The 18,743-nt window shown below is 67.0% G+C and carries 17 protein-coding genes; 8 read left to right on the plus strand and 9 right to left on the minus strand.

Going from position 1 to position 18,743, the window contains the following annotated elements; all coding sequences use genetic code 11:
* Window positions 1–8 precede the first annotated feature (8 nt).
* Window positions 9–935, plus strand: coding sequence for a Grx4 family monothiol glutaredoxin (gene grxD / locus AC13GI_RS11865; protein WP_380657284.1), 927 nt, complete (start codon window positions 9–11; stop codon window positions 933–935).
* 92 nt (window positions 936–1,027) lie between these two features.
* On the opposite strand, the gene AC13GI_RS11870 is transcribed toward grxD, so the two are convergent.
* From AC13GI_RS11870 to AC13GI_RS11880, 3 genes are all read right to left on the minus strand, one after another.
* Window positions 1,028–1,567: a DUF924 family protein gene (locus AC13GI_RS11870; RefSeq protein WP_099820979.1), complete on the minus strand. Its 540-nt coding sequence runs from the start codon at window positions 1,565–1,567 to the stop codon at window positions 1,028–1,030.
* Window positions 1,568–1,610: 43 nt separating this feature from the next.
* Entirely contained in the window at window positions 1,611–2,387 is a 777-nt protein-coding gene (locus AC13GI_RS11875) for an AMP nucleosidase (RefSeq protein ID WP_025874105.1), read from the minus strand.
* 127 nt (window positions 2,388–2,514) lie between these two features.
* Window positions 2,515–5,919: an autotransporter domain-containing protein gene (locus AC13GI_RS11880; RefSeq protein WP_482996351.1), complete on the minus strand. Its 3,405-nt coding sequence runs from the start codon at window positions 5,917–5,919 to the stop codon at window positions 2,515–2,517.
* A 256-nt stretch (window positions 5,920–6,175) separates the two neighbouring features.
* Here AC13GI_RS11880 and AC13GI_RS11885 point away from each other — a divergent pair, with 256 nt between their 5' ends.
* The 5 genes from AC13GI_RS11885 (at window position 6,176) to AC13GI_RS11905 (ending at window position 10,959) form a co-directional block, all read left to right on the plus strand.
* On the plus strand, window positions 6,176–7,585 hold the full coding sequence (locus AC13GI_RS11885; protein WP_099820977.1) for an amidohydrolase: 1,410 nt from the start codon (window positions 6,176–6,178) through the stop codon (window positions 7,583–7,585).
* Window positions 7,586–7,602: 17 nt separating this feature from the next.
* The gene (locus tag AC13GI_RS11890; protein ID WP_165787282.1) at window positions 7,603–8,853 is read left to right on the plus strand and encodes an amidohydrolase family protein; all 1,251 of its coding nucleotides are present in this window, start codon (window positions 7,603–7,605) and stop codon (window positions 8,851–8,853) included.
* Between the two features lie 19 nt (window positions 8,854–8,872).
* Window positions 8,873–9,505, plus strand: coding sequence for a DsbA family protein (locus tag AC13GI_RS11895; RefSeq protein WP_482996352.1), 633 nt, complete (start codon window positions 8,873–8,875; stop codon window positions 9,503–9,505).
* Window positions 9,506–9,600: 95 nt separating this feature from the next.
* Window positions 9,601–10,542, plus strand: coding sequence for a DegV family protein (locus AC13GI_RS11900; RefSeq protein WP_049464775.1), 942 nt, complete (start codon window positions 9,601–9,603; stop codon window positions 10,540–10,542).
* A 78-nt stretch (window positions 10,543–10,620) separates the two neighbouring features.
* Window positions 10,621–10,959, plus strand: a complete 339-nt coding sequence (locus AC13GI_RS11905; RefSeq protein ID WP_100553525.1) for a hypothetical protein — start codon at window positions 10,621–10,623, stop codon at window positions 10,957–10,959.
* Window positions 10,960–11,165: 206 nt separating this feature from the next.
* Here AC13GI_RS11905 and AC13GI_RS11910 read toward each other — a convergent pair whose 3' ends face one another.
* Window positions 11,166–12,611 carry a GGDEF domain-containing protein gene (locus AC13GI_RS11910; protein WP_482996353.1) on the minus strand — a complete coding sequence of 482 codons (1,446 nt, stop codon included), beginning with the start codon at window positions 12,609–12,611 and terminating at the stop codon, window positions 11,166–11,168.
* A 233-nt stretch (window positions 12,612–12,844) separates the two neighbouring features.
* Here AC13GI_RS11910 and AC13GI_RS11915 point away from each other — a divergent pair, with 233 nt between their 5' ends.
* Window positions 12,845–13,708 (plus strand): PA4780 family RIO1-like protein kinase, encoded by an 864-nt coding sequence (locus tag AC13GI_RS11915; RefSeq protein WP_482996354.1) that lies wholly within the window; start codon window positions 12,845–12,847, stop codon window positions 13,706–13,708.
* Between the two features lie 72 nt (window positions 13,709–13,780).
* Here AC13GI_RS11915 and fghA read toward each other — a convergent pair whose 3' ends face one another.
* The 5 genes from fghA to AC13GI_RS11940 form a co-directional block, all read right to left on the minus strand.
* The gene (fghA, locus tag AC13GI_RS11920; protein ID WP_099820968.1) at window positions 13,781–14,611 is read right to left on the minus strand and encodes an S-formylglutathione hydrolase; all 831 of its coding nucleotides are present in this window, start codon (window positions 14,609–14,611) and stop codon (window positions 13,781–13,783) included.
* A 63-nt stretch (window positions 14,612–14,674) separates the two neighbouring features.
* Window positions 14,675–15,034, minus strand: coding sequence for a YqcC family protein (locus tag AC13GI_RS11925; protein WP_312786404.1), 360 nt, complete (start codon window positions 15,032–15,034; stop codon window positions 14,675–14,677).
* An 8-nt stretch (window positions 15,035–15,042) separates the two neighbouring features.
* Complete coding sequence (locus tag AC13GI_RS11930) at window positions 15,043–16,152, minus strand: S-(hydroxymethyl)glutathione dehydrogenase/class III alcohol dehydrogenase (protein WP_265953351.1); 1,110 nt, start codon at window positions 16,150–16,152, stop codon at window positions 15,043–15,045.
* Window positions 16,153–16,215: 63 nt separating this feature from the next.
* Entirely contained in the window at window positions 16,216–16,491 is a 276-nt protein-coding gene (locus AC13GI_RS11935; protein WP_197606378.1) for a metal-sensing transcriptional repressor, read from the minus strand.
* Between the two features lie 67 nt (window positions 16,492–16,558).
* Entirely contained in the window at window positions 16,559–17,467 is a 909-nt protein-coding gene (locus tag AC13GI_RS11940) for a LysR family transcriptional regulator (RefSeq protein ID WP_482996355.1), read from the minus strand.
* A gap of 131 nt (window positions 17,468–17,598) precedes the next feature.
* Here AC13GI_RS11940 and AC13GI_RS11945 point away from each other — a divergent pair, with 131 nt between their 5' ends.
* The gene (locus tag AC13GI_RS11945; protein ID WP_482996356.1) at window positions 17,599–18,702 is read left to right on the plus strand and encodes an alkene reductase; all 1,104 of its coding nucleotides are present in this window, start codon (window positions 17,599–17,601) and stop codon (window positions 18,700–18,702) included.
* Window positions 18,703–18,743 lie beyond the last annotated feature (41 nt).

Here is an 18,743-nt window from a genome sequence, read left to right on the forward strand (position 1 = left end):
TGACTGCCATGTCCCTCGATCCCGCCCTGCGTTCGCGCATCGAAACCATCCTCAACGACAACCGCGTCGTGCTGTTCATGAAGGGCCAGCCGTCGATGCCGCAGTGCGGTTTCTCGGCCAAGGCCGTGGGTGCCCTGCAGGACCTGGGCGTGGAGTTCGCCCACGTCAACGTGCTGGCCGACGCGGAGATCCGCGAAGGCATCAAGGCCTATGGCGACTGGCCGACCATCCCGCAGCTGTACATCGACGGCGAACTGGTCGGCGGCAGCGACATCGTGCTGCAGATGGCCGCCAGCGGTGAGCTGAGCAGCGTGCTGGGCCTGGCCGCACCGGACCGTACCCCGCCGCGCATCACCGTTACCCCGGCCGCAGTGGAAATGCTGAAGGGCGCGCTGGCCGATTCGCCGGGTGCGTCGCTGCAGCTGGGCATTGATGCCCGCTTCCAGCCGAACTTCCAGCTGGCCCCGTACGACGAAGGCGCGATTGCCGCCGAGTCCAACGGCCTGCGCGTGCAGTTCGATCTGGCCAGCGCCCGTCGCGCCGACGGCATCACCATCGACTGGGTTGACGACATCCGTGGCAAGGGCCTGGCAATCGACAACCCGAACGCGCCCAAGCCGGTGCAGGAAATCAGCGTGCGCGATGCCGACGACCTGGTGCGTGCCGGCAACGTGATGCTGGTGGACGTGCGCCCGGCCGAAGAACGCGCCATCGCCGCAGTCGGCGTGCCGTTCAAGAGCTTCGATGGCAACGGCCGCGCCGAGCTGGAAGCCCTGCCGAAGGACACCGCCCTGGCCTTCCTGTGCCACCACGGTGGCCGCAGCGCGCAGGCCGCAGAGCAGTTCCGTGCGCTGGGCTTCAGCAAGGTGTTCAACGTCACCGGCGGCATCGATGCCTGGTCGGACGACGTGGACAACGGCGTGCCGAAGTACTGATCGGCCGCAGTTGATACCCACGAAAACGCCGGCGAAAGCCGGCGTTTTCTGTTGAGCCCATCCACGCATGGCGTGGATCTACTCCTTCCGGGTTACCCGGCAAAACCGCCTTCGGCCAGGTAATCCAGTTCTTCCGGCGACGGCATGCGGCCAAGTACCGCATTGCGGTGCGGGAACCGGCCGAAGCGGCGGATGATGTCGCGGTGCAGTTCGGCGTACTGCAGGTATTCCTTGTCGCCCAGCACGTCGAACATCGCGACCGAGCGGTCCTGGTCCAGCGGATCTTCGGAATGCTCGAACGGCAGGTAGATGAAGGCGCGCAGCTTGGGGACCAGCTGCAGGTCCAGCCCCTCTTCGATCGCGCGCATGGCGTAGTGCCGGGCCAGGCCATCGGTGGCATAGGAATGGGCCGTGCCACGGAAGCAGTTGCGCGGGAACTGGTCCAGCAGCAGCATCAGCGCCAGCGCGCCCTCGGCGCTGCTCAGCCAGTGCTCGCGCGCGCGCGATGCGGCGGCATGGTGTTCGTCCGCGAACAGCGTACGGAACCGTGCGTCGAACGCATCGTCGCGGGCGAACCACTTTTCAGGGCCCGCGTCTTTCCAGAATTCCACCACTTGCGCGGCAACGTCCATCACCTACTCCCCAGGGCCGGCGCACCGCGCCAGGCCATCATCATCATTCGTCGAAGCGCAGGTGGCGGACCGACTTGCCGTTGCGCCGGATAAGCTTAAGCGCCTCGATGCCGATCTGGATATGGTTTTCCACGAACTGCGAGCTGACCTTGGCGTCGGACGCCTCGGTCTTCACCCCGTCCGGGATCATCGGCTGGTCTGAAACCAGCAGCAGGGCGCCACTGGGGATGTGGTTGGCGAAGCCGGCAGCGAAGATCGTCGCGGTTTCCATGTCGATGGCCATGCAGCGCATCGCCCGCAGCCGCTCCTTGAAGGCCTCGTCGTGCTCCCAGACCCGGCGGTTGGTGGTGTAGACGGTGCCGGTCCAGTAGTCGTGGCCAAGGTCGCGGATCATGGTCGAGACCGCACGCTGCAGGGCGAAGGCCGGCAATGCCGGCACTTCCGGGGGCAGGTAGTCGCCCGAGGTACCCTCGCCGCGGATGGCCGCGATCGGCAGCACCAGGTCGCCCAGTTCGTTCTTGCGCTTCAGCCCCCCGCACTTGCCCAGGAACAGCACCGCCTTGGGCATCACCGCAGACAGCAGATCCATGATGATCGCGGCATTGGGGCTGCCCATGCCGAAGTTGATCATGGTGATGCCGTCGATGGTGGCGCTGGCCATGGGCCGGTCGAGACCGATCACCGGCGCACCGGTCAGCGCCGAGAACGTATGCAGGTAGCCCCCGAAATTGGTCAGCAGGATGTGCTGGCCGAACTGGTCCAGGGGCACGCCGGTATAGCGCGGCAGCCAGTTGTCGACGATGTCCTGCTTGCTCTTCATGGGCGCTCCGCTGCGGCGTGGGGCCGATATTGTAGGCGCCCGCCTGCCTCACCACACCTGCCCGCGGCAACGAAGAAGGGCGGCCCTGCGGCCGCCCTCCCGGGGATTCCCTTGGGAACCGGATGGCTTAGAAGCGCACCGACCAACGCAGGTTGGCGCCATGGTCGCGGCTTTCATCGCCGAACTGGCCGGTGTAGCCCAGTTCCAGCTGCTGGTTGGCCGTCAGCCAGGCCGACAGGCCCAGTTCGGCCACCACCGCGCTGTCGGCGATCGGGGCGCCGCTGACCACGAAGGTATCGCCGCCGCTGGCAAAGCCCAGCCTGGCCGCCGGATTGCGGTCGCCCGAAGCGTGGCGGTAGCCCACCCCGCCGCGCACGTGCAGCCAGCTGTCCTGCTGGAACGAAGCCTTCAGGCCCTTGTCGAAGCGCACACCGGCAGTAGCCAGGGTGGTGCGGGTATCGTCGACGTTGCCCTGCAGGGCTGCCGCACCACCACGCTCGTTGACCGACTTCATGTCCACTTCAACGCGTGCCACCTGCAGGTACGGCTCCAGGCCGGCCTCGCGGCCGCCGAAGCGGTAACCCGCCTCGATGAAGGCCTGGCGGGTACGCCCGTCGTAGCGCGCGCTCAGCGTATCGCTGTAGCCGGCGAACGCCAGCTCACGGGTGCTGTCGACCTCGTGCTCGCTCCATGCCAGCCCGCCACGCAGGCCGAAACCGCCCCAGTTGTGACTGGCGTACGCACCGAAGTGGGTGTTGTCGATCTTCGACTTCGCCCGACGGCCGTCCTGCTGCTTGACGTCGGTACGGCCGGTGCCGGCCAGCAGGCCCACCTGCCAGCCGCCGAACTGGCGGTCCACGCCCACCAGCAGCCCGTTGCTGTTGGCCTCGGTGCGGGCCGTGTTGGCATTGCCATCCAGCCTGCCGTTGCCACCGATTGCCTGCACCCAGACACCGGTCGCGGCCGCTTCGTCACCGCCCGGCGAGGTCGCACCGACACGACGCGACAGCGCCGCATCGCGCACATGGCGGCTGCCTTCAACCAGCGCGATCGACGTGGCTGCATGCAGTTCGCCGCTGAGGCTGTCCAACGCTGCACCCACCTGCTGCGGGAACAGCGTGGTCAGCGGCCTGGGCAAGCCCTGGTTGATCGCCAGGGTATCGGCCACGACAGCGACGGCACGCTGGTTGTCGGTGGTGGCCGAGCTGGCCAGCGCGTTGCCGCGGGTCACTTCGATGCGCGCGCCGCTGGCACCATAGGCCAGGCTGAACTGCATGAAGGGCGAGAATGCGCTGAAGTCGGTGGTGGCGAACTGCCCGCTCACGCCGCCATCGGCGCGGATGAAGTTGAACTGCTCACCCAGGTAGTAGATGCCCGGTTCCGGCAGCGCCACCAGGGTGCCGCCGAGGGTGGCCGTGCCGGTGACATGCAGCTGGTCACTTCGGCTGCCCGGTGCCACCTCGGCCTGATACACACCGGTGGCGGTCTGCACGTAGTTGCCGTTGATGGTCAGCGTGCCGATCGAGTTGCCCGGGGCGATGACACCCGCCACCGTGGTATCACCCAGCTGGCCAACCCCCTTCAACGTGCCCTTCTCGCCCACGTAGGTGTGGCCACCGCTCTGCACGCCGTTGAAGGACACCACGCCGCCGCTGACGGTCAGGTTGGAACCGTCGAGCACGCCACTGGCATTGATGCGGCTGCTGCCACCCAGGCTGTTCAGCGCAGTGTTCTTCAACGTGCCATTGAGCAGGAAGCTGCCGCCGGCCACGTCCACCGCGCTGGTCAGCGCATTGACGCCGTCAAGCTCCAGCACGCCCTCGCGCACCACCGCGCCGTTGAAGCTGTTGTCGCCACTCAGGCGCAGCCAGCCGATGCCGCTCTTGGTCAGCTTGCCCGGGCCGCCGATGTCGTTGGTCCAGTCGTCCCACGCATCGCCTTCCCACACCTTCAGGCCACCGGCCTTCTGGTTCATCACCACGTTGGTGTCCACGCGCAGCGAGCCATAGCCTTCAATGGCCTTGGCCAGGTTCATCATGCCCCAGCCGTAGACGTCGTCCACACCCGCCGCGCCGAGATCGGTGGCGGTGGTCAGCAGCACGTCACGCACCTGCGCGTTGTCCAGGTACGGGAAGCGTTCAAACAGCAGGCCCAGCGCGCCGGTGACGTGCGGTGCCGCCATCGAGGTACCGGTCATGTCCTCGTAGGCATAGGTCGGCATGCGCTGCTGGATGTCCAGACCGATAGCATTGCCGGTCTGGAACGGTGTACCGATGATCTGCGAATCGGCGCCGTAGGCAGTGGAGGCGATGTCGCTGCCCGGCGCCGCCAGGCACCAGTTGGCGCTCAGGCCACAACGCATGGAGCTTTCTGCCAGCACCAGGTTGCGATCGACGTTGACCACGCTCAGCCAGTACGGCTCAAGGTCGGCCTGGACGCGCGGCAGCGTGGCGTGCACGCCGGCAATCGGCGCGTCTTCCGGCGAGGTGTTGTACGGATAGGTATTGCCGGCAGCCCACACCTGGATCATGCCGTTGGCACGCGAACCATCGCCGATGATCTGGAAATAGTCGTCGTAGGCTGGATCGTTGAAGAAGTCCGCGTCCTGCTGGTCAGCGGTGGTCGGCTCGTTGGTGAAGCCCCAGCTGTGGTTAACCGCCCGCACCTGCTGCGCGTTCAACTGCTCGTACAGGTCGGCAAACACTGCATCGGACGCACCAATGCCGACCGAGCCATTGCGGTACTGGTTGGTCGACGGATCGACGTCCCAGACGGTGAGGCTGTTGAAGAACAGGCGTGCCACCGAAAGATCGGCGCCAAAGGCAACGCCGTGCGTGCCGGAGCCATCACGGTTCGCAGCGATGGTGCCCGACACGTGCGTGCCATGGGTGTTGTAGGCCAGACCTTCGAACAGGCCCTGGCGATTGACGTTGTCGATGTTCGCCTGGTCCATGTCGAGCAGGGTCATGTCGATGGCCACGTCATTGCCGTCGCTGCTGAAGCAGGCATCCGGTCCGCTCAGCATGGTGGTGTTGGTGCACGACGATCCGTCAGCCAGGCGATCGGCCAGGTGGATGCTACGGTGGTTCTTGCCAGCGAATTCGGAGTGGTCCAGCCCGGTGCCGCTGTCGAACACGCCCAGGCGGATACCTGCACCGGTCAACCCACGCGCGTATGCGGCGTCGGCATTGACGGCCTGCAGGCCCCAGTCGCGGTTGAACTCGCTGGTGCGCCAACTGGCGCGATCAGCGGGGGCGCCCATCACCGGCTGCGGCTCGCCGCTGGCCATCGGCGCGATGCTGATCGACGGCGCGAGCGATGCAGAGGCAGGCGCTGCGGTGACGACCGGACGCGCCAATGCCGCCTGCAGGCTGCGCTGGTACTGGTAACGGGACAGATCGTCGGTGTTGCCCTGGGCCAGTGCCGGCAGGGTGGCTGCCATCAGCAGCGAGCCAACGATGGCCGATGCGAGGGGGGAAGGCAGGAAGGAACGACGGCGAGAGGTGGAGCGATACAACGTTGCAACGGTCATCGGGGATTACGTCCTTGATTCCATGGATTGTTTCAGGTGCTGCTCCCTCATGGAGCACGGTGGGAACACCTTCGCGGCGCGTCAGCGCGCGCTCACCCGCATGTCGCTATCGACGGGTGTCCTTGCAACTTAATATATTTTTCACATGTGCACTGTCGGGAAACTCCCCACATCGCCCCCTGCCCAAGGTCACTTGGCAAGCAGGCCAGTCCCCGGCTAGCGTCGGTGGGTTGAACACGCTGCCAAGGGGATCTGCATGACATCGACGTTGTTGCGCGCCGGGTTGGGACTGGCGCTGGTATCGCTGAGCACGGCGCCGGCCGTGGGCGCTTCGCGCTTCGTCGCCGATCCCTACCCGAGCACCTACCAGGCGCATCCCGATGGGCCGCTGCTGATCCAGAACGCCACCGTGCTGACCGGCACCGGGCAGCGGCTGGACAACGCCGATGTGCTGCTGCGCGATGGCCGCATCGTCGCCGTCGGCGATGCGCTGCAGGTCGATGCCAGCGTCACCCGCATCAACGCGGACGGCAAATGGGTGACCCCGGGCCTGATCGACGTGCATTCGCACCTGGGCGTCTATCCCAGCCCTGGCGTCAGCGCGCACAGCGACGGCAACGAGATGACCGCGCCGGTCACCGCCAATGTCTGGGCCGAGCATTCGGTATGGCCGCAGGACCCCGGTTTCCAGGCGGCGCTGGCAGGCGGAGTGACCAGCATGCAGGTGCTGCCCGGCTCGGCCAACCTGGTCGGTGGCCGCGGCGTAACGCTGAAGAACGTGCCTGCCACCACCTATCAGGCGATGAAGTTCCCCGGTGCGCCGTGGGGCCTGAAGATGGCCTGCGGCGAGAACCCCAAGCGCGTCTACGGTGGCGGCAAGGGCGTGGCACCTGCCACGCGGATGGGCAACGTGGCCGGTTACCGCGCAGCCTTCATCGACGCGGCCGACTACATCGCCAAGAACCAACCGAAGCCGGCCAAGCGCAAGGGCTGGTTCGGCAGCGACAAGGGCGACAGCGCCGGTGACGCCGGCGGCAAGCGCGACCTCAAGCTGGATACCCTTGCAGGCGCGATCCAGGGCGATATCCGCGTGCACATCCACTGCTACCGCGCCGATGAAATGGCCACCATGCTCGACCTGTCCAAGGAATTCGGTTTCAAGGTGGCCGCCTTCCACCATGGTGTGGAAGCCTACAAACTGGCCGACCGGCTGGCTGCCGAAGGCGTGTGCGGGGCACTGTGGGCCGACTGGTGGGGCTTCAAGATGGAGGCCTTCGACGGTATCGCCGAGAACATCGCGCTGGTCGACCGGCCGAAGAACAGCTGCGCCATCGTCCACTCCGACTCGCCCGAAGGCATCCAGCGCCTGAACCAGGAAGCGGCCAAGGTGATGGCCGCCGCGCGCCGCGCGCACATGCCGGAGATCGCGCCGGAACGTGCGATCACCTGGATGACCGCCAACGCCGCCAAGGCGCTGGGCATCGAAGCGCAGACCGGCACGCTGGAAGCCGGAAAGATGGCCGACGTGGTGATCTGGAACGGCAACCCCTTCAGTTCGTATGCACTGGCCGAGCAGGTGTTCGTCGATGGCCGCCGCGTGTACGACCGCAGTACGCCAGCGGCGACGCCGCGGTCGGATTTCCAGCTTGGGCAGGAGCTGCGCTGATGGGCATGTTCAAGGCAATGGCGAAATCTGCCGCAACGCTCGGCGCAGCCGTCATGGCGCTGGCCTGCATCGCGCCGCCTGCGCAGGCCCAGGACCTGCTGGTGCGCGGTGCGACCGTCGCTACCGCCAGCGCACGCGGCAACGTGGAGGACGCCGACGTGCTGGTGCAGGGCGGCATCATCCGCGCGGTGGGTCGCGGCCTGTCCGCATCGGCCGGCGTGCCGGTGGTCGAGGCGAAGGGCCGCACGCTGACCCCTGCCCTGTTCGGCGGCATCACCGAGATCGGCATCGAGGAAGTGTCCGGCGAATCGAGCACGGTCGACAGCGCGCTGAAGATCGGTGAGCAGCCCCTGCGTCCGGAATTCGACGTGACCCTGGCCTACAACCCTGCGTCGGTACTGATTCCGGTGGCACGCCTGGATGGTATCGGCTTCACGGCGCTGGGCGCGGCCACCGGCGGCGGTTTCGTCGCCGGCCAGGGTGGCGTGGTGCGTTTCGATGGCAGTGCCGACCCGATCGGCCCGCGCGCCCTGTTCCTGCGCCTGGGTGCTGCTGCATCTGAACTGACCGGGCAATCGCGCGCGGCGCAGTGGATGCTGCTGCAGCAGATGGTCGATGAAGCGCGTGGCCAGGTCGCCGCCGATTCGCCGCATGCGCTGCTGACCCCGGCCGGTCGCCGCACGCTGGCGCGCTATCTGTCCGGCCAGGGCCGCATCGTGGTGGAAGTGGACCGCGCGGCCGACATCCGCCAGCTGTTGCGCTGGGCAGCCCGCGAAAAAGTGAAGATCGCCATTGCCGGCGGTGCCGAGGCCTGGCAGCTGGCACCGGAACTGGCAGCGGCCAAGGTGCCGGTGTTCGTCGACGCACTGGGCAACCTGCCGGCGACCTTCGACCAGATCGGCGCCACCCTGGAAAACGCCGCGCGGTTGCAGCGCGCCGGCGTAGCGGTGGCCTTCGCACAGCGCGACGATGCCTCGCACAACGCGCGCAAGATGCGCCAGCTGGCCGGCAACGCGGTGGCCAATGGCCTGCCCTGGGCCGACGGCCTGGCCGGACTGACCCGGGTACCGGCCGAGGTGCTGGGCGTGGCCGACCAGATCGGCAGCATCGAGCCGGGCAAGCGCGCCGACCTGGTGCTGTGGGAAGGGGATCCGCTGGATGTGGCGCACTATGCCGAGCAGGTCTGGCTGGGCGGCCGTGCGATGCCGATGCGCTCGCGCCAGACCGAACTGCGCGACCGCTACCTGCAGCGCAACGCGCAGCCCTGACCGCCACAAGGAGCCACCGATGCCCACCCTGCGCTGGTATTTCGACTTCGTCTCGCCCTACTCCTACCTGCACTGGCAGAAGGTGAAGCGGCTGCCGCAGTTCGAGCACATCCAACCGGTACCGATCGCCTTCGGTGCGGTCCTGCACCATCTGGGCAACCTGGGCCCGGCGGAGATCCCGGCCAAGCGCCGTTTCATGTACCGCCAGCTGCTGTGGACCGCGCAGGCCGAGGGCACCCTTCTGCGCTTTCCGCCCGGGCATCCGTTCAACCCGCTGGCGGCCCTGCGCCTGTGCCTGGCCGCGGGCGCCAGCACCGAGGCGGTGGATGTGCTGTTCGACTGGATCTGGCGCGACGGCCACGCGGCCGACAGCGCCCCGGCCCTGCGCGACCCGGCCGCCCGGCTGGGTATCAGCGACGTGGAAGCAGCCATTGGCGAGCCGGCAATCAAGGAACAGCTGCGACGCAACACCGATGCGGCGATCGAGGCTGGCGTATTCGGCGTGCCGACCCTGGCCATCGACGGCGAACTGTTCTGGGGCAACGATACCCACCCGCTGATGGCGGCGGTGCTGGACGACCCGGGCCTGCTGGATCGCCCCGACTGGCAGCAGGCGGTGGCCCTGCCGATGGCAGTGCAGCGCAGTCGCTGAACAGGCAGTGGCGCATTTCCCTCGCGCGCCCGATCCGGTTTTGAGATAGTTTTCACATTTCCGAACCTACAACCGCCCTGGAGGGGGAGCCGCGGATGCGCATCGGAATCGTCGTCGACTCGGCCTGCGACCTGCCGCAGGACTTCATTGCCGAGCACAACATCGTGCTGTTGCCGATCACCGTGCGGATCGGCGAAGCCGTGCTCGCCGACCACCGCGACGAGCAGGCCACGCTGAGCTTCCTGCACGCGCACGTCGCCGAACACGGCGCCGAAGCGGAGACCATCCCCTTCAGCGTCAACCAGATCCGCGACCTGTTCCTGCAGCGGCTGGTGATCGACTACGACCACGTGTTCTGCATGACCATCACCAAGACCCGCAGCCCGATCCACGACAACGCGCTGCAGGCCAGCTTCGCCATCCTCAACGACTACAAGCCGGTGCGGCAGGCGGCAGGCTACAACTCGCCGTTCGCGCTGCGCGTGCTGGACACCCAGAACCTGTTCGCCGCACAGGCGGTGACGGCGGTGGAAGCGGTGCGCCTGCGTGCCAGCGACGCCAGCGTGCAGCAGATCCGCGAGCGCTTGGAAGAACTGGCCGGCAACGTGCACGGCTACATGGTCACCCGCGACCTGTACTACATGCGCGCCCGCGCCCGGCACAAGGGCGACCGCAGCGTCGGCCTGCTCAGCGCAGCGCTGGGCAGTGCGCTGGACATCAAGCCGGTGCTGCATGGCTATCGCGGCGAGACCGGGCCGGTGGCGAAGATCAAGGGTTTCGACAATGCCGTGCTGAAGCTGTTCGGCGTGGTCGGCCAGCGCGTACGCGCCGGCCTGATGACGCCCACCGTGTGCGTCAGCTACGGCGGCGAACTGGACGAACTGCGTGCCCTGCCCGGCTACGCGCAGATGAAGGAGGTCTGCGCCGGCCATGGCGTGACCGTGTACGAATCGGTGATGAGCCTGACCGGCATGGTCAACGTCGGCAAGGGCGCGGTCACCGTGGGCTTCGCCGATGGGCCGCACCGGTTTGAATGAAGGCCAACCACGCATTGGAATCTGCACATCGATTCCACCGCGCTTATGCCAGCCTAGCGCCACCTCAAGGAGATCAACATGCCTGCGCAGTACCACATCAGCCTGCCCGAACCGTCCAAGGCCCGCGGCAACGACCCCGACCTGTCTTTCCATTCGCAGGGCGCGGCCGGCTTCGCCGAAGAACTGCAGAACGCGCTGCGCAATGGCAGCCTGTTCGAGCGCTGGCGCGACAAGCAGCCGGACCCGGATGCGGTGGAACCGCAGTGGGGCGTGACCGACCCGGAAGCCACCGTGACCGGTGAGCAGAAGGACCTGCGCATCAACCTGGTGGCCACCACCCGCATCGACAGTGACGTGTTCAAGCAGCGGCTGCGCCTGCTGGCCGGGCACCACTGGGAACTGCGCGACGTGCGTTGAGGTGCGCGCCGGGCATGGCCCGGCACTACCTGCCCCGCCCTGCTACCTGCCCCGCTCTGGTAGACGCCAACCTTGGTTGGCGCCTCCGGGAAAGGGCTGCCAACCAAGGTTGGCAACTACCCGAGCCGCCGGACATGGTCCGGCGCTACCAGTTCGCTGTCCTTACCAGCTGCCGCAGAGCGCGAGATACACAGTGCCACGCGTGCTCAACAGTCCAGCGTATCGTGTGCGCCGCCGTCGTCGTCCAGCACGTGTGCGTGCAAGGTCACCTGGTTGCGGCCGGCACGCTTGGCCGCGTACAGGCCGGCATCGGCATCGGCCAGCAGCTGTTCGGCGCTGGCCAGCGCCGGTGGATGCAGGTAGCCCACCCCCACGCTGATGCTGACCGGGCCCTCCGGCAGTGGCAGCGCTTCCACCGCCTCACGCAGACGCTCGGCCAGTGCCAGCACACCCGACAGCGGGCTGCCAGGCACGATCACTGCGAACTCCTCACCGCCATAGCGCGCCACGCTGTCAGCCGCGCGCCCGGCGGTGGCCTGCAGCACCGCGGCCACCGCCTGCAGGCAACGGTCGCCAGCGGGATGACCGTGCTCGTCGTTGAATGCCTTGAAATGGTCGATGTCCACCAGCAGCAGGCCCAGTTCGGTACCGCTGCGGCGCGCGCGGTTCCATTCGGCCAACAGCAGCGTATCGAATTCACGGCGATTGGCTACGCCGGTCAGGCCGTCCTGCCGCGCCAGCTGATCCAGGCCCGCCTGCCGTTCCAGCAGATCGATCTGCAGCAACGTGCTGCGCAGGCCGAAGCCCAGCGTCGCCACCACGAAGCCGGTCACCGCCAGCGGCCGCGCATGGTCCACCACCAGGGTGCCGACCACCAGCAGCAGCAGGGGCAGGATGATCGGTCCACCCGCCTGCACCAACCGCAGCAGGCGGGGATGCAGCACGAAGCCCGGCGCGGGTGCCTGGCGCAGCGCCAGTACCGCCAACAGCAGGAACGGCAGGTCGATCAGCAGATCGTTGTAGGCGCCGAACGACTGCTCGGCGGTGTAGTGATTGATGTAGTACGCCACCAGCAGATAGGACAGCGCATACAGCGCCAGCGCGCGGTAGAAGCTGCGCCGTTCAGGTGCATCGCCGGCGACCCAGCGCACTACCGCGAAAGCGGCGATGCACAGGTTCTGGATGTCGAACATGCGCTGCATGTGCGCCATCGCCTGGTCGTCGATGTCGATGCGGTCGGCGAAGGACTGGGTATGCACGAAGAACAACACACCCAGCAGGGCGGCCATCACGCCGTCGATCAGGCTGATGGTCCAGCGTTCGCGACGGGCGCGGGCCAGGATGAACACCAGCGGCACGCCGTACAGCACATACAGCAGCAGGCTGGCGCGCGGGGTGATGTCGGCCCGGCCGGCGCCCAGGGCGTCGGCCATGTTGAAGGCCATGCCACCGGCCCAGAGCAGCAGCGCCAGTGCAGTGGCCCGCCAGCCCAGTGCAGCGCGGTCGCGCTGGCCGCGCCACAGGCAGGCCGCGGCGGCCAGCAGAGGCGCTGCGGTCAGGAACACGAACGAGCCGCCACCGGCCGTACCCGGCCAGAGCGCCACGACCACGCCATGGCAGATCACGAACATCAGCGCCAGCACAACCAGCATGCATCCCCCATGCGCAAGGCCGTATGGCGGCACGATAGCGCGCCGCCACGCCACAGCGGCGTGATCCGCGTTGGAAAAGACGGATACGCGACAGTGGCAGCCGTCTCGCGAAATGGTTGCCCGGCGACGCTCGCGGGCCAGCCGGGAAGCCGCCCGACAGCCGCGACCTGTAAAATGCGAAAATCCCTCCCCATCCTGGCGAGCGCCTCCGCGCCGGCCACCCCAGATATCCCGTGAAAACCCCCGAAGGACTGCGCGCGCTGATCGACGACGGCGTGATCGATGAAGTGCTACGCCCGCTCAAGAGCGGCAAGGAAGCGGCCGTGTACGTGGTACGCAGCGGCAACGAGGTGCGCTGCGCGAAGGTCTACAAGGACATGGCCCAGCGCAGCTTCCAGCAGCGCGTGCAGTACCAGGAAGGCCGCAAGGTGCGCGGCAGCCGTGAGGCGCGTGCGGTGGGCAAGGCCAGCAAGTACGGCCGCAAGCAGCAGGAAACGGCCTGGAAGAACACCGAGGTGGACTCGCTGTACCTGCTGCGTGATGCCGGCGTGCGCGTGCCCGAGCCATACGGCTACTTCCACGGCGTGCTGGTGATGGAGCTGGTCACCGATGCCGACGGTTTCTCCGCCGCCCGCCTGGGCGAAGTGGAACTGGAGCCCGAACAGGCCCGCCAGTTCCACCAGACCCTGGTCCGCCAGGTGGTGCGCATGCTGTGCTGCGGCCTGATCCATGGCGATCTCTCGCCGTACAACGTGCTGGTCGGTCCCGATGGCCCGGTGGTGATCGATTTCCCCCAGGTGGTCAGTGCAGGCGGCAACAACGCCGCGCGCAGCATGCTGCTGCGGGACGTCAACAACCTCACCGCCTACTTGGGCCGTTTCGCCCCTGAACTGCTGGACAGCTGGTATGGCGAGGAAATGTGGGCGCTGTTCGAGGCTGGCAGCCTGCTGCCGGACAGCGAGCTCACCGGCACCTTTGTGCACGATGAATCTACCGTCGACCTCGACAGCGTGCGTCACGCCATCAACGATGCGCGCGAAGAAGCCCTGATCCGCCAGCAGGGCCGTGAAGCGGCGGAAGACGACGACGACGTATAAGCGCCACGCCATGCGTGGCGGCTCGACGCTACGGACAAGCCAGAGCAGCCGAGCGTGGGCTCGGCTACAGGGTCAGGCCTTCAGTGCGCGCGCGTGGTGGGCGATGTGCTCGCCGATGAAGCTGGCGATGAAGTAGTAGCTGTGGTCGTAGCCCGGCTGCAGGCGCAGGCTCAGCGGATGGCCGGCCGCTTGGCAGGCCTGCTGCAGGCGCTGAGGCTGCAGCTGGGTCTGCAGGAACTCATCCCCCTCACCCTGGTCGACCAGCAGCGGCAGTCGCTCGCTGGCGTTGGCGATCAGCGCGGTGGCGTCCCACTGCGCCCAGTCGGCCGGGTTGTCACCGAGGTAGGCCGTGAACGCCTTCTGTCCCCACGGCACCTGGCTGGGCGCAACGATCGGCGAGAACGCCGACACGCTGCGGTAGCGTCCCGGGTTGCGCAGCGCGATCACCAGTGCACCGTGCCCCCCCATCGAATGGCCGCTGATCGCGCGTGCGTCGTTCACCGGGAAATTTGCCTCGATCAGCGCCGGCAGTTCCTGCACCACGTAGTCATGCATGCGGTAGTGCTTCGCCCACGGCGCACGGGTAGCGTTGAGATAGAAGCCCGCGCCCTTGCCCAGGTCATAGCCCTCGGCATCGGCCACGTCATCGCCGCGCGGACTGGTATCCGGGGCGACGATGATCACGCCGTGCTCCGCCGCATAGCGCTGCGCACCGGCCTTGGTAATGAAATTCTGCTCGGTGCAGGTCAGTCCGCTCAGCCAATACAGTACCGGCAGCTTCTGGCTGGCGGCCTGCGGCGGCAGGTACACGGCGAACTGCATGTCGCAGCCCAGCGTGGTCGAATGATGGCGGTAGACGTCCTGCCAGCCACCGAAACAGGCGCGGTGTTCGATGCGTTCCATGATGTTCTCCTGCGCGGCGCGTCAGCGCACGCGTGCTTCTGGTAGATGCCGACCTTGGTCGGCTTATCCACGCACGGCGTGGATGCCTTTGTTTATCAGTTCATCCAGCTGCGCCAGCAGGCGCAGCAACGGTTCGACGCCAGGCTGGCCATCAAGATTGCGATAGGCCGCCACGGCCACATCGCTGCGCGGCGGCCATTGGCCGTCAGCGCGGGCCTCATGCAGACGCGGCAGGAATACCAGCCCCAGCCACTGCTCGAACGGCATGCCGTCGTCGCTGCCGAAGGCCGAAGTCACCGCACGCGGCGGCCCCACTTCTCCCACGACCCAACCCAGCGCGCGCAGCGCCTGTTCGATCGGGGCCACCAGGGCCGCGCGCGGGTCTTCCGCACGCGGCCGGCGCAGGGCATCCAGCCAGCCCATGACGCGCCTCAGTAATGGACCACCGAACGGATCGACTTGCCTTCGTGCATCAGGTCGAAGGCTTCGTTGATCTTGTCCAGGTCCATGGTGTGGGTGACAAACGGGGCCAGCTCGATATCGCCCTTCATCGCGTCTTCGACCATGCCCGGCAGCTGGCTGCGGCCCTTCACGCCACCGAACGCGGTACCCATCCACTTGCGGCCGGTGACCAGCTGGAACGGACGGGTGGAGATCTCCTGGCCCGAACCGGCCACGCCGATCACCACGCTCTGGCCCCAGCCGCGGTGCGCGCATTCCAGCGCCGCACGCATGACGTTGACGTTGCCGATGCACTCGAAGCTGTGGTCCACGCCCCAGGTGGTCATTTCAACAATGACCTGCTGGATCGGCTTGTCGAAGTCCTTCGGGTTGATGCAGTCGGTGGCACCGAATTCGCGGGCCAGCTCGAACTTGGACGGGTTGGTATCCACCGCGATGATGCGGCCGGCCTTGGCCTGGCGCGCGCCCTGGATCACCGCCAGGCCGATACCGCCGAGGCCGAACACCGCCACGCTGTCGCCTTCCTGCACCTTGGCGGTGTTGTGCACCGCGCCGATGCCGGTGGTGACGCCGCAACCGAGCAGGCAGACATGCTCCGGGTTCGCGTCCGGGTTGATCTTCGCCAGCGACACCTCGGCAACGACGGTGTATTCGCTGAAGGTCGAGCAGCCCATGTAGTGGTAGATCGGCTCGCCGTTGTAGCTGAAGCGGCTGGTGCCATCGGGCATCACGCCCTTGCCCTGGGTGGCACGCACCGACACGCACAGATTGGTCTTGCCGCTCTTGCAGAACAGGCACTCACCACACTCGGCGGTGTACAGCGGAATCACGTGGTCGCCCGGCTTCACGCTGGTCACGCCCTCGCCCACTTCCACCACGATGCCGGCGCCTTCATGGCCCAGCACCACCGGGAACAGGCCTTCCGGATCATCGCCGGACAGGGTGAACGCATCGGTGTGGCAGACACCGGTGTGGGTGATCTTGACCAGCACTTCGCCCTGCTTCGGCGGGGCGACGTCGATCTCGACGATCTGCAGCGGCTGGCCGGGACCAAAGGCGACGGCGGCACGGGATTTCATGATGGCACTCTCCAAAAAGGACTTGCGGAAAACAGGATGCGCGGCGCTGTGTCGCGCCGTCGTTCATTTCAGGTACGAGCGGATCAACGCGCTCATGTCGCGCACGCGTTCGGCGCGTTGTTCATCGGAAGCGGCAGGCTGGCCGAACTCCTCGCGCAGGTGCGCTTCCATCACTTCGGACATCAGGCCGTTGACCGCCCCGCGGATGGCGGCGATCTGCTGCAGCACGGGCCCGCAGTCGGCACCGGCTTCCAGCGCGCGGTCCAGCGCATCGCACTGGCCACGGATGCGGCGCACGCGGGCGAGAACCTTCTTTTTTTCGTCGGGGGAGTGCGGCATGGGAGGCCGGCCTCGGAACTATACTGGGGGACAGTATACAGACAGCTGCCGCCACCTCAATCCCGTATCAATCGAATGCCCCCTCTGCAGCCAACCGGGTCAGCTCCTCCACCACGTACCGCACCTTCGGACGCAGGTGCCGGGTCTGCGGCCATAGCGCGTGGATATCCACGTGATGCTGCGTGCAATGGTCCATCACCGACTGCAATGCACCCGATTCCAGATGATGACGCACCAGTGACATCGGCATCTGGCAGATTCCCAACCCGGCGATGGCACCCTCGATCACGGCATCGCCATCGTTGAGCTGGTGCGTGGCACTGGGGATGAAGCTGCCGTTGGTGCCCTCGCTGCCGATCCGCCATGCCACCGACTGGCCATGACGGAAGCCAACCACGCTGCGATGGCCCCGCAGCTCGTCCAGCGTCTGCGGCACACCAAAGGCCTGCAGGTAAGCCGGCGACGCACAAGTCACCAGCCGCTGGCTGGCCAGCTTGCGCGCGACCAAGTGCTCGGCATGGTGCAGGCCGCCGAAGCGGATCAGCAGGTCGATGCCTTCCTCCAGCGGATCAACGAAGTGATCGGTGAAGGTCATCGTCAATTGCAGGTCGGGGTGTTCATTGCACATGCGCAGCAGCACCGGCAGCACCACCAGCCGACCGAACGAGGACGGCATGTCGATGCGCAGGCGGCCGCTCGGCAGATGCGCAGCCGAACCCAGGCACGCTTCGGCTGCCGCGATTTCATCCAGCGCCGCCGCGCACGAGGCGTAGTACGCCTCGCCATCGGTGGTCAGCGCAATGCGCCGGGTGGTGCGATGGAACAGGCGCACCCCCAGCCGCGCTTCCAGCCGGGCAATGGCCTTGCCGACCGCCGAGCGCGAGATGCCCAGGGCATCGGCCGCCTCGGTGAAGGTGGCCGAGCGCGCCGTGGTGACGAAGGTCGCCAGGCCATTCAGGGATTCGACGGGAAGCATCGGCGGACTCGCTTATTGGGGACAGATAGTCCCGCTTGACGGGAAATCTACCGCCTTTATGTGCCTGCATGTCAACTACATCATGGTGCTGTCGCGCCGTTGGCGCCCTCCCCCGCTCCGAGATGACTGACATGACCTCTCCCCTCTTCCACCCCTACGACCTGGCCGGAACACCACTGCGCAACCGCATCGCGATGGCGCCGATGACCCGCGCCCGCAACCCCGGTGCGGTCGCCAACGAACTCACTGCGCAGTACTACCGGCAACGTGCCAGCGCCGGCCTGATCATCAGCGAAGGCACGCCGGTGTCGGCGCAGGGCCAGGGCTATATCGACGTGCCGGGCATCTGGTCCGCTGAACAGGTCGCCGGCTGGAAGCTTGTCACCGACGCCGTACACGCTGCGCAGGGCGCGATCTTCGCCCACCTGTGGCACGTCGGACGCATGTCACACAGCTCGCTGCAGCCCGACGGCGGCCAGCCGGTCAGCGCCGGCACGCGACCGGTGGCGAGCGATCCGAAGAACACCTCGTTCGTGTATCTGGACGACGGCAGCCGTGGCCATGCCGATCCGACGCCGCCGCGCACGCTGCGCACCGACGAAGTGCCGGGTATCGTCAGCGACTTCGTACGCGGCGCTGAAAATGCCATCGCCGCCGGCTTCGATGGCATCGAGCTGCATGCTGCCAACGGCTACCTGTTCGAGCAGTTCCTCAACCCGATCACCAATGATCGGCAGGATCTCTATGGTGGTTCACTACGCAACCGCGCACGGCTGATCCTGGACACCGTGGATGCGATGGCCTCGCGCATCGGCGCGCACCGCATTGGCGTGCGCCTGGCGCCGAACAGCCAGACCTTCGACATGCCGGCCTATGCAGAGAACGAAGCCAGCTATCTTTATCTGGCCGAAGCGCTTGGCAAGCGCGGGCTGGCGTATGTGCATCTGAACGACAACTACCTGCGCGGCGCGCCCGTCATCGGCGAAGCGTTCCTGAAGACCTTCAAGCAGAGCTACGGCGGCACCGTGATCCTCGCCGGTGGGCTCACACGTGAGCGTGCTCTGCGCCTGGTCGAGGACGGCGTCATCGACCTCGCCGCGTTTGGCCAGCCGTTCATCGCCAACCCGGATCTGGTCGAGCGCCTGCAGCGCGATGTACCGCTGGCCGTGCCGGATCGCAGCACCTATTACGGTGGCGGCGTCGAAGGCTACCTCGACTACCCGCTCGCACAGTAGATCCACGCCACGCGTGGATGCGGTGCATCGGCAGCCGCCGG

The sequence above is a fragment of the Stenotrophomonas sp. 82F1 genome (genome assembly GCF_056861525.1).

Coding starts and splice junctions, on each gene's coding strand:
- grxD (WP_380657284.1), top strand. CDS start 9: ATGTCCCTCGATCCCGCCCTGCGTTCGCGCATCGAAACCATCCTCAAC.
- AC13GI_RS11870 (WP_099820979.1), bottom strand. CDS start 1,567: ATGGACGTTGCCGCGCAAGTGGTGGAATTCTGGAAAGACGCGGGCCCT.
- AC13GI_RS11875 (WP_025874105.1), bottom strand. CDS start 2,387: ATGAAGAGCAAGCAGGACATCGTCGACAACTGGCTGCCGCGCTATACC.
- AC13GI_RS11880 (WP_482996351.1), bottom strand. CDS start 5,919: ATGACCGTTGCAACGTTGTATCGCTCCACCTCTCGCCGTCGTTCCTTC.
- AC13GI_RS11885 (WP_099820977.1), top strand. CDS start 6,176: ATGACATCGACGTTGTTGCGCGCCGGGTTGGGACTGGCGCTGGTATCG.
- AC13GI_RS11890 (WP_165787282.1), top strand. CDS start 7,603: ATGGCGAAATCTGCCGCAACGCTCGGCGCAGCCGTCATGGCGCTGGCC.
- AC13GI_RS11895 (WP_482996352.1), top strand. CDS start 8,873: ATGCCCACCCTGCGCTGGTATTTCGACTTCGTCTCGCCCTACTCCTAC.
- AC13GI_RS11900 (WP_049464775.1), top strand. CDS start 9,601: ATGCGCATCGGAATCGTCGTCGACTCGGCCTGCGACCTGCCGCAGGAC.
- AC13GI_RS11905 (WP_100553525.1), top strand. CDS start 10,621: ATGCCTGCGCAGTACCACATCAGCCTGCCCGAACCGTCCAAGGCCCGC.
- AC13GI_RS11910 (WP_482996353.1), bottom strand. CDS start 12,611: ATGCTGGTTGTGCTGGCGCTGATGTTCGTGATCTGCCATGGCGTGGTC.
- fghA (WP_099820968.1), bottom strand. CDS start 14,611: ATGGAACGCATCGAACACCGCGCCTGTTTCGGTGGCTGGCAGGACGTC.
- AC13GI_RS11925 (WP_312786404.1), bottom strand. CDS start 15,034: ATGGGCTGGCTGGATGCCCTGCGCCGGCCGCGTGCGGAAGACCCGCGC.
- AC13GI_RS11930 (WP_265953351.1), bottom strand. CDS start 16,152: ATGAAATCCCGTGCCGCCGTCGCCTTTGGTCCCGGCCAGCCGCTGCAG.
- AC13GI_RS11935 (WP_197606378.1), bottom strand. CDS start 16,491: ATGCCGCACTCCCCCGACGAAAAAAAGAAGGTTCTCGCCCGCGTGCGC.
- AC13GI_RS11940 (WP_482996355.1), bottom strand. CDS start 17,467: ATGCTTCCCGTCGAATCCCTGAATGGCCTGGCGACCTTCGTCACCACG.
- AC13GI_RS11945 (WP_482996356.1), top strand. CDS start 17,599: ATGACCTCTCCCCTCTTCCACCCCTACGACCTGGCCGGAACACCACTG.